The following is a 10,241-nucleotide window of genomic DNA, read 5'->3' on the forward strand; positions in this document are numbered from 1 at the left end:
CACGGAACAGGCTAAACCAGAGGATGCAGGGTAATCACATGCTAAAAGTTACAAAAGCGGTATTTCCGGTAGCAGGTCTGGGCACCCGGTTTCTCCCCGCCACGAAGGCGAGTCCGAAGGAAATGCTGCCGATCGTCGACAAGCCGCTGATCCAGTACGCGGTGGAAGAAGCCATGGCGGCCGGCATCACCGAAATGATCTTCGTCACGGGCCGCAGCAAGCGCGCGATCGAGGACCATTTCGACAAGTCATACGAAATCGAGGCGGAGCTCGAGGCGCGTGGCAAGGACAAGCTGCTCGAACTGGTGCGCAGCATCAAGCCGAGCCATGTGGACTGCTTCTATGTGCGTCAACCGGAGGCGCTCGGCCTTGGCCATGCCGTGCTGTGCGCGGAAAAGCTGGTGGGCGACAACCCCTTCGCCGTGATTCTCGCGGACGACCTGTTGTACGGCACGCCGCCGGTCATGACGCAGATGATCGAGGTGTTCGACCACTATCACAGTTCGGTGATTGGCGTGGAGGAGATCCCGGCGCAGGAAACCAAGTCGTACGGGATTGTGGAGGGCAAGGAGTGGGAAGACTCGATCATCAAGATGTCGGGCATCGTCGAGAAGCCGGAGCCGAGTGCGGCGCCGTCGAACCTGGGCGTGGTCGGCCGCTATGTGCTGAAGCCGCGGATTTTCGATCACATCCGCTCGATCAAGCCGGGCGCGGGCGGCGAATTGCAGCTGACGGACGCAATTCAATCGTTGCTCGCCGATGAACAGGTGCTGGCGTACAAGTACCACGGCACGCGTTTCGATTGCGGCAGCAAGCTGGGTTATCTGAAGGCGACGGTTGAGTTTGCGCTGCGTCACCCGGAAGTGGCAGCTGATTTCGAAGAGTATTTGCGTACGCGTTCGCCGGTGCTGGAAGGCTGAGCGACGGCTTCGCGCTGCAAGGCTTTCGATGGTTTTTCGATAGCAACAGCCGGATGTAAGAAAGGCGCTGTGCCCGCGAATGCGGGTACGGCGCCTTTTGTTTTTGGCGCCCGGGTAAGGGCGGCCGGCTAACGGGTGTTCGCGTCGTGCTTCGATGCGACTGATTTAGCGGCGCTTCATCAAAAACGTGAAAACTTTGTCGTGGGCCGAGCTTTCGACGATTTCATTGCCGGTTTGTTTTGCGAACGCGGCGAAATCGCGCTGGGAGCCCGGATCGGTAGCCAGTACCTTAAGAATCTGGCCGCTTTCCATGTCGGCGAGCGCCTTTTTGGCGCGCAAAATGGGCAGCGGGCACATCAGCCCGCGCGCATCGACTTCCTTGTGAATCTGAATTTGCATCGACGATGACCTTCGGGATGGGGCGTCGTTTGCGCGACGCCGGGGCGAGGTCAAATTCTACAGCAGGTGGGAGGGAGCCGCCGGGAGGGCGGCTAGGTTTGGGTTTTCTCTGTCTGGGTTTTGGCTTTTTCTTGAGCTTGGTGCTTGTGGGCGCTTGTTGGTCTGTTTGCCTACGGCGTTGGGCTTTCCTTGAGCTGGTTGCCTGCGGGCGCTTTAGTTGTGTGCCTACGGCGTTGGCCTTTCCTTGCTTTGTTATTGGTTTATTAGCGTCGGCCCTGTGCGGGGCGGGCACTTACTTCTCTTTGCCGCCGTGACAAGAAAACAAGGAAAGGCCAACGCCTTAGGCAGACAGACGAACAAGCGCCCCGCAGGCAAAAAAACCCAACAAAAACCCCATCCCCCCAGGGGCATATAATATCGAACGCTCTCGCCGTCCTCCCAAAAAATGCCCGATCTGCTAGCCAATCTAAACCCCGAACAACACGCCGCCGTCACGCTCCCCAACGAGCCAGCGCTCATCCTTGCCGGCGCGGGCAGCGGCAAAACCCGCGTCCTCATCACGCGGATCGCATGGCTCATCCAGCACGGCCTGGCGTCGCCCGCCACCATCCTCGCGGTGACCTTCACCAATAAAGCCGCCCGCGAAATGATGTCGCGCCTTTCGGCACTCTTGCCGATCGACACGCGCGGCATGTGGATCGGCACCTTCCACGGCCTGTGCAACCGCATGCTCCGCGCGCACCATCGCGACGCCGGCCTGCCGGCCACCTTCCAGATCCTCGACACCGCAGACCAGCTCTCCGCGATCAAGCGTCTGATGAAGGGCCTCAACATCGACGATGAAAAGTACCCGGCGAAAAATCTCCAGTACTTCATCAACAATTCGAAGGAACAAGGCCTGCGCCCGAAAGACGTCGACGCCACGGATAACTTCAACCGTAAATTCGTCGAACTCTACGAAGCCTACGACCAACAATGCCAGCGCGAAGGCGTCGTCGATTTCCCGGAACTGCTGCTGCGCTGCTTCGAACTGCTCGCGCACAATCCGCCGCTGCGCGCCCACTATCAGGCGCGCTTCAAACACATCCTCGTCGACGAGTTCCAGGACACCAACAAGCTGCAATACGCGTGGCTGAAGATGCTGGCCGGGCAAACCAACTCGATCTTCGCGGTCGGCGACGACGACCAGTCGATCTACGCCTTCCGCGGCGCGAACGTCGGCAACATGCGCGACTTCGAACACGAGTTCAATGTCCGGCACATGATCAAGCTCGAGCAGAACTACCGCTCGCACGGCCATATCCTCGACGCGGCCAATCAACTGATCGCCAATAACTCGCGGCGCCTGGGCAAGAATCTGCGCACCGACGCGGGTCACGGCGAACCGGTGCGCGTCTACGAATCCGCCACCGACACCCAGGAAGCAGGCTGGATCGTCGAGGAAATCAAGGCGCTGATCAGTACCGGCACGTCGCGCAGTGAAATCGCCATCCTGTATCGCAGCAACGCGCAGTCGCGCACGATCGAACACACGCTGGTCAATGCGGGCATCGCTTATCGCGTGTACGGCGGTTTGCGCTTTTTCGAGCGTCAGGAAGTCAAGCACGCGCTCGCCTATCTGCGGCTGATCGACAATCCGAACGACGACACGGCGTTCGCCCGCGTCGTCAATTTCCCGACCCGCGGCATCGGCGCGCGCTCGATCGAGCAACTTGCCGATGCCGCGCGTCTGTACAACTGTTCGATGGCCGCGGCGATTCCGTATGTCGCGGGCAAGGCGGGCTCGAGCCTCGCCAGCTTCGCGAACCTGATCGGCAGGATGCGCGCGGAAACGCAGCAGATGAGCCTGCCGGAAACGGTCGAATACGTGGTTCGCACGAGCGGTCTCACGGAGTTCTATCAGAACGAACGCGAAGGCCAGGACCGGCTGGAAAATTTGCAGGAACTGGTCAACGCGGCGGCAGCGTTCGTCAGCGAAGAAGGTTACGGCATGGATACGCCGGCCCGCTCGATTCCGCTGCGCCCGGGCGCGACCGCGGCTCCCGAGTTGGCGGTCGCCACCGACGACCCGAATACCGTCGTGCTGGACGCGCCCGGCATCGCCGATCCGGCGCAAAACCCGGACACGATGACGCCGCTCGCCGGTTTCCTGTCGCACGCATCGCTGGAAGCGGGCGACAACCAGGCGCAAGCCGGTCAGGAAGCCGTGCAGTTGATGACCGTGCATGCGGCCAAGGGTCTCGAATTCACGGCGGTGTTCATCACCGGTCTCGAAGAAGGGCTGTTTCCGCATGAAAACAGCGCGATGGAATCGGACGGCCTCGAAGAAGAACGTCGTTTGATGTACGTGGCGATCACACGGGCGAAGGAACGGCTGTATCTGTCGTTCGCGCAAAGCCGGATGCTGCACGGCCAGACGCGCTACAACATCCGCTCGCGCTTCTTCGACGAACTGCCGCAGGAAACCCTCAAGTGGCTCACGCCGAAGGTCGAGGCGGGCGCGCGCTGGGGCGGCCGCTCGGATAACGCCGGCTATGGCCGCGACTGGTTCGCGCGGCCGGGTTACACGGGCGCTTCGTCGTCCACACCGGCGCCGTTGCCGGCCTTTGCAAACGAACAGCGCGCGGCTGAAGCGGGTTTTCGCATCGGCCAGCAGGTGTTCCATACCAAGTTTGGTGAAGGTACGATCACGGCGCTCGAAGGCGGCGGCACGGATGCCAAGGCCCAGGTCAAATTCAAGCGGCACGGCGAGAAGTGGCTGGCGCTGGCGGTTGCCAAATTGCAGGCGGTCGAATGAACGGAGCCATCTCGCATCGTCCGCTCGGCATTCTCGCCGCGTTGCCGCAGGAACTCGGCGATCTGATCGAAGCAATGCGCGCCGAATCCGGCGTGCGCACCATCACGCATGGTCAGCGTGACTATCACCTCGGGACGGTGCACGGCGCGCCTTGCGTCGTGACGTTGGCGCGTGTCGGCAAGGTCGCGGCGGCGGCCACCGTCAGTGCATTGATCCATGCGTTCGACGTCGAAGCCGTCGTGTTTACAGGCGTCGCCGGCGGCGTGGGAACGGAGGTGCGGGTTGGCGATATCGTCGTCGCCAATGTATTGATGCAGCACGATCTCGACGCGTCGCCGCTCTTTCCCCGATTTGAAGTGCCCTTGCTCGGTATGTCGCGCTTTGCAGCCGATGCGGCGCTCGCCGATCGGCTGGCCGCCGCGTGTGAGCGTTTTGTCGCGGAAGAGGGCGCGGCGCAGGCGGCACGCTTCGGCACGCGTGAGCCGCGCGTGCATCGCGGCTTGATCATCAGCGGCGATCAGTTCGTCGCCAGTGCGACGGGCGTCAAAGCGCTACGCGATGCGCTGCCGGATGCGCTTGCGGTGGAGATGGAAGGCGCGGCGATCGCGCAGGTCTGTTACGAGTACGGTGTGCCGTGTGCGGTGGTGCGCACCATCTCCGATACCGCGGACGACCACGCGCCTGAGTCGTTCGTATCGTTTCTCACGGAGATCGCCGGCACCTATTCGAACGCGATTCTGACGCGGTTCCTCGCGGCGCGTCGCGGGTGATCTGCTCGCCGCTTTGACGTGCGGCGTGTTGACCGGCCGGTCCAACAGCAGTAGTTCGAAGGGCGGGCGCACCTGTGCGCCCGCCCTTTCACGGCATGGCTGGCCTTGGTGCCGGCTAGTGTTTCGTTGAATCCCCCAGTGCCTCGCGCACCTGCTGCAACGCCGCTGGATCTTCGATGGTCGGCAAATCGCCCGGCTCGCGTCCCTCTGCCAGCGCCGCGATCGCGCGGCGCAGCAGCTTGCCGGAGCGCGTCTTCGGCAGCATCGACACCACCACCACGCGCGAGGGCCGCGCAATCGCGCCGAGCTGACGGTCTACCGTCGCGGTGAGTTCGGTTTCCAGCTTGCTGCGTGCTTTGTCGCTCGCGTACGCCTGCGTGTCGCGCAGCACCACGAAGGCCATCGCCGCCTGGCCCTTGAGCGCATCCGTCACGCCGACCACCGCCACTTCCGCGACCGCTGCGTGGCTCGACAACGCCTCCTCGATTTCGCGCGTGCCGAGCCGGTGGCCCGCGACGTTGATCACGTCGTCGGTGCGGCCGAGGATCGTCACGTAGCCGTCTTCGTCCTGAATGCCCCAGTCGAACGTCGAGTAGACCTGCTGGTTCGGAACGCTCGACCAGTAGGTGCTGATAAAGCGCGTGTCGTCGCCCCATACCGTCGACATGCAGCCCGGCGGCAGCGGATAACCCAGCGTGAGCACGCCCTTTTCTCCGGGCGCGCAGGGCTCGCCGGTCAGTTCGTTGCGCAAGCTCAGATTGAAGCCGGCCGACGGCACGCCCGGCGAACCGAGCCTGGTGGGCAGTGCCTCGACGCCGCGCGGAATCGCCAGCATCGGCCAGCCGGTTTCGGTCTGCCAGTAGTTGTCGATCACGGGCTTGCCGAGCGCGCCGGCGATCCAGGCGGCGGTCGGTTCGTCGAGCGGCTCGCCGGCGAGGAACAGCGTGCGCAGGCTCGACAGGTCGGATTTTTTCAGCAGCGCCGGGTCCTGCTTTTTCAACACGCGCAACGCGGTCGGCGCGGTGAACATCAGATTGATCTCGTACTGTTCGACGAGGCGCCACCAGATCCCGCCGTCCGGACGAATCGGCGTGCCTTCGTACATCACGGTGGTCAGCCCCGCGATCAGCGGCGCATAGACGATATAGCTATGGCCGACCACCCAGCCGACGTCCGACGCGGTGAACATCGTGTCGCCGGGCTTACCCTGAAAGATGTGTTCCATCGACGCCGCCAGCGCCACCGCATAGCCGCCGACGTCGCGCTGCACGCCCTTCGGCTTGCCGGTCGTGCCCGACGTGTACAGCACATATGAAGGCTCGTTCGATTCGAGCCATTCGCATGGCACATGGGCGTCGAAAAACTGCTCGCGCAGCGGTTCATAGGCGACGAGGTAGTTCGCGTTCAGACGCTCGGGCGCGAGCTGGCGATCGATCAGCAGCACATGCGGCGTCTTGTGGGCCGCGCGCGCGAGCGCTTCGTCCATCAGCGGCGTGTAGTCGATCACCTTGCCGCCGCGTGCGCCGGCGTCGGCGGTCACGATCAGCACGGGTTTCGCATCGTCGATGCGGGCTGCCAGATTGGGCGCCGCGAAGCCGCCGAACACCACCGAGTGAATCGCGCCGAGCCGCGCGCACGCGAGCATCGCGAACAGTGCTTCGGGGATCATCGGCAGATAGAGCAGCACGACGTCGCCGCGCTTCACGCCCAGCGAGCGCATCACCGCGGCCATCCGGTTGATTTCCGCGTAGAGCTCGGCGTACGTGTAACGCCGCTCGATGCCTGTTTCCGTCGACACATACACCAGCGCGTTCTGCTGAGCGCGCTCCACCAGATGGCGGTCCACCGCGTTATGACACAGGTTCGTCCGGCCGCCGACGAACCAGCGCGCGAACGGCGGATTCGAGCGGTCGAGCACCGTATCGAACGGCGTCTGCCAGTGGATCCGCTGCGCCTGTTCGCGCCAGAACGCCTCGGGTTGCTCGATCGAACGGCGGTGGAAGTCGCGGTAACGGGTCATCTGCGGCGATCCTTCTGCTGCGTGAGTGGACGGGTGTCGAGTCGCGCTGCTGTCGTGCTGCTGTCGTGCGGCGGAAGAGAAGTGCGTATGTCCGCACAAGCATAGAGCACGCGCGGCTGTGCGGACAACGCGGGTTCACCATGACGGGTGGCCGTCAGCAACCGCAAAGAAAGCCGCCGCCCAAAGAAAAAGGCGCCGAAGCGCCTTGATCCTCATTCACCGCCGAAGCGGCACATCACGCTTTCGCGCGCTTGCCTTCGACGTCCGGCAGAAGCACCGTGAGCACGCCGATCAGCGGCAGGAACGAGCAGACCTTGTACACATAGGTGATGCTGGTGGCGTCGGCCAACTGCCCGAGCACGGCCGCGCCAATCCCGCCCATACCGAACGCGAAACCGAAGAACAGGCCCGCGACCATTCCCACCTTGCCGGGAATCAGTTCCTGCGCATAGACGAGGATCGCCGAGAACGCCGAAGCCAGCACGAGACCGATGATCACGGTCAATACACCGGTCCAGAACAGGTTGGCGTACGGCAGCAGCAACGTGAACGGCGCGACGCCGAGAATCGACACCCAGATCACATACTTGCGGCCGATCTTATCGCCGATCGGGCCGCCAATCACCGTGCCTGCCGCCACCGCCGCGAGGAACACGAACAGGTGGATCTGCGCGGCCTGAACCGGCAGATGGAACTTGTCGATCAGATAGAACGTGAAGTAGCTATTGAGGCTCGCGAGGTAGAAGTATTTCGAGAACACCAGCAGCATCAGCACGCTCATCGCGAACATCACCTTGTTGCGCGACAGCGTCGCGTGACCGGTCTGGCTGCGCGCCTTCTTCACTGACGGATGCGCCTTGTACCAGCGGCCGATCTGCGTCAACACGACGATCGCGACGAGCGCCGCCACCGAGAACCACGCAATGCTGCGCTGGCCGTGCGGAATCACGATCAATGCGGCGAGCAGCGGTCCGAGCGACGAACCCGCATTGCCGCCCACCTGGAACAGCGACTGCGCGAGCCCGTGACGGCCGCCCGAGGCCATGCGCGCCACCCGCGACGACTCCGGATGAAACACCGACGAGCCGCAGCCGACCAGCGCCGCCGCGACCAGCAGCACGCCGAAACTCGGCGCGACCGACATCAGCAACAGGCCGGCGAGCGTGAAACCCATGCCGACGGGCAGCGAGTACGGCTTCGGATGCTTGTCGGTGTAGGTGCCGACCAGCGGTTGCAGCAGCGACGCCGTGATCTGGTAGGTCAGCGTAATCAGCCCGATCTGCCCGAACGACAGCGAAAAGTTGTCTTTCAGCATCGGGTAAATGGCCAGGATCAACGACTGGATCATGTCGTTGAGCAGGTGCGAAAAGCTGATCGCACCGAGCACGGAGTAAACCGTGCGCTGGACTTTGGCGGCCGGCTGCGCGGCGGCAGACGGATTGGCAGAACCAGCGGTTCCGGCAGCGGCGCCGGCGAGGGCGCTTTTATCGAGGCTCGTTTCCATACGCTAGAAGAGAGAAGAAAAAGGATGACGGGTAGTGGCTCAAGACTTAAGGCGTTCTAAGGCGGGCGGTCCGCCGTCATTCTTCGTGTTCGCTTGCCGGTTGAACGACTGCGGCATTCCGACACGGCGCACCCCCTTGACGGCTAATTATCGAAGTTTAATGTGGCTCGGGTGAATTATGAGGACAAGTTTTGTCGCGAATCGGACACTTCTCGCTCATTCGGGAATCCGGGATGCGTTCAAACCGGGAACACGGTGCACTGCAGCGGTGCTTGCGGCGGGTGTATTGCCGTTACCACGCCTGGTTGGCAAGCCGTCTGATAAATGCGGTTTGTGGATTTTTGGCCATGTATAAAACGGTCGCGGGCGCGAAGCTTACAAGGCGAAGCGTCGAGGACCGGGCGCAACGGTCGGCATGAAGCGAGCGGCGTTAAAGATCGCAGACGTTCACGCCGTAAACCCGGAGAGATAAGCATTAATGCCGGAACTGACCTTCCGGCAGTTCGAAACGTGGGGACGAGAATATGAAAGCAGTTTCGCTGGGCGGCCGGACGGGGGCGGGGTTCGTACCGGAAGGGGAGGCGGCGGGCAAGCCTTCGCCATCGCGCGGCCGAGGTAGCCGTCCGCGTGCCGCGCGGCTCAAAGGCTTGTCGGTGAAGGCGACGTTGCGGCTTGCGTTTGCCGTACTGTTGATCGGCACGCTTGCGATCGGCGTGTTCTCGCTGACCCAGATCAGCCGTCTGAACGCTTCCACGCAATCGATTTACGACCAGGGCCACGTGGCGAGCCTCGCTGCTGAGGAGGCGCGTGGCCACACGCTGCGCGCGAGCCGCGCGCAAAAGATGCTGCTGACGGCGACCACGGCCAAGGAGCGCGACGAACTTGGCGCCGACATCGACAAGGCTTTAAGCGGCCTCGCCGCGCAACTGGGCACGCTGCAGCACTACGTCGACGCATCCGATGCGAAGGCCGTCGACCAGCAGAAGAAATTTGCCGCGGCCGTCACCGTGTGGAGCGGGCATTTGCGCGACTTCGTGACGCTGGTGAAAGCGCAGCCGCTCGATCTTTCGCAGATGAACTGGCAGGTCGGCATGCAGGACGTGTCGTTGCTGGTCGAGACCGGCAAGCTCGAAAAACTCGTCGACGAACTTGTCGAGCAGCGCGGCACGGCTGCGAAGGCGACCATTCAGGCGTCCGGGTTTATCTACCATTCGTCGTTCGTGATGATCACGGTGACAACCGTCGCACTGATCGCGTTGGCGTTCGGCATTAGCGAGTGGGTGGTACGACGCCTGGCCGGCCAGCTTGGCGGCGAGCCCGCGTATGCCAAGGAGATTGCCAGCCGGATCGCCGCGGGCGACCTGTCGAATCAGATCGCGTTGGGGCGCAAGGACACATCGAGCATGCTGTACGCGCTGCACGACATGCAAAGCGGCCTTGCAACGACGGTTTCCGACATCGCGTCCAGTGCGGATGCGATTGCGACCGCCTCGGGTGAAATTTCGATGGGCAATCTCGACTTGTCGCAGCGTACCGAGTTGCAGGCGATGGCGCTCGAGCGGACGGCGAGCAGCATGGAGCAGTTGACCTCCACGGTCAGGCAGAACGCCGACAACGCGAAGCAGGCGAGCAGTCTGGCCAACACGGCTTCGGAGATTGCCGAGAAGGGTGGCGAAGTGGTGAGCCGCGTGGTTGCGACGATGAACGAGATCAACGATAGCGCGCGAAGCATTGGCGACATCATCGGCGTGATCGAGGGAATTGCATTCCAGACCAACATTCTGGCGTTGAACGCCGCGGTGGAAGCCGCCCGAGCCGGCGAGGAAGGCCG

The 10,241-nt window shown here is 62.9% G+C and carries 7 protein-coding genes; 4 read left to right on the forward strand and 3 right to left on the reverse strand.

Features of this window, described 5'->3' with window-relative positions; genetic code table 11:
- Positions 1–38: 38 nt before the first annotated feature.
- Positions 39–920 (forward strand): UTP--glucose-1-phosphate uridylyltransferase GalU, encoded by an 882-nt coding sequence (galU, locus tag QOC89_RS22285; protein ID WP_179733223.1) that lies wholly within the window; start codon positions 39–41, stop codon positions 918–920.
- A gap of 165 nt (positions 921–1,085) precedes the next feature.
- Here galU and QOC89_RS22290 read toward each other — a convergent pair whose 3' ends face one another.
- The gene (locus tag QOC89_RS22290; protein ID WP_027776570.1) at positions 1,086–1,313 is read right to left on the reverse strand and encodes a sulfurtransferase TusA family protein; all 228 of its coding nucleotides are present in this window, start codon (positions 1,311–1,313) and stop codon (positions 1,086–1,088) included.
- Positions 1,314–1,764: 451 nt separating this feature from the next.
- Between QOC89_RS22290 and QOC89_RS22295 the strand changes: the two genes are divergently transcribed.
- Positions 1,765–4,116 (forward strand): UvrD-helicase domain-containing protein, encoded by a 2,352-nt coding sequence (locus QOC89_RS22295; protein ID WP_323046998.1) that lies wholly within the window; start codon positions 1,765–1,767, stop codon positions 4,114–4,116.
- Entirely contained in the window at positions 4,113–4,886 is a 774-nt protein-coding gene (locus QOC89_RS22300; RefSeq protein ID WP_323046999.1) for a 5'-methylthioadenosine/adenosylhomocysteine nucleosidase, read from the forward strand. Before QOC89_RS22295 ends, QOC89_RS22300 begins: the two co-directional genes overlap by 4 nt.
- A 115-nt stretch (positions 4,887–5,001) precedes the next feature.
- Here the strand turns inward: QOC89_RS22300 and QOC89_RS22305 are convergent, their stop codons facing one another.
- Positions 5,002–7,005, reverse strand: a complete 2,004-nt coding sequence (locus QOC89_RS22305; protein WP_416340439.1) for a propionate--CoA ligase — start codon at positions 7,003–7,005, stop codon at positions 5,002–5,004.
- 136 nt (positions 7,006–7,141) lie between these two features.
- Positions 7,142–8,410, reverse strand: a complete 1,269-nt coding sequence (locus QOC89_RS22310) for an MFS transporter (protein WP_323047001.1) — start codon at positions 8,408–8,410, stop codon at positions 7,142–7,144.
- Positions 8,411–8,934: 524 nt separating this feature from the next.
- Between QOC89_RS22310 and QOC89_RS22315 the strand changes: the two genes are divergently transcribed.
- Positions 8,935–10,241 (forward strand): methyl-accepting chemotaxis protein (locus QOC89_RS22315; RefSeq protein WP_323047002.1); only part of this gene is annotated, 1,307 nt, incomplete at its 3' end.

It is taken from the genome of Paraburkholderia sp. (assembly GCF_034668105.1).
GTDB lineage: Bacteria > Pseudomonadota > Gammaproteobacteria > Burkholderiales > Burkholderiaceae > Paraburkholderia.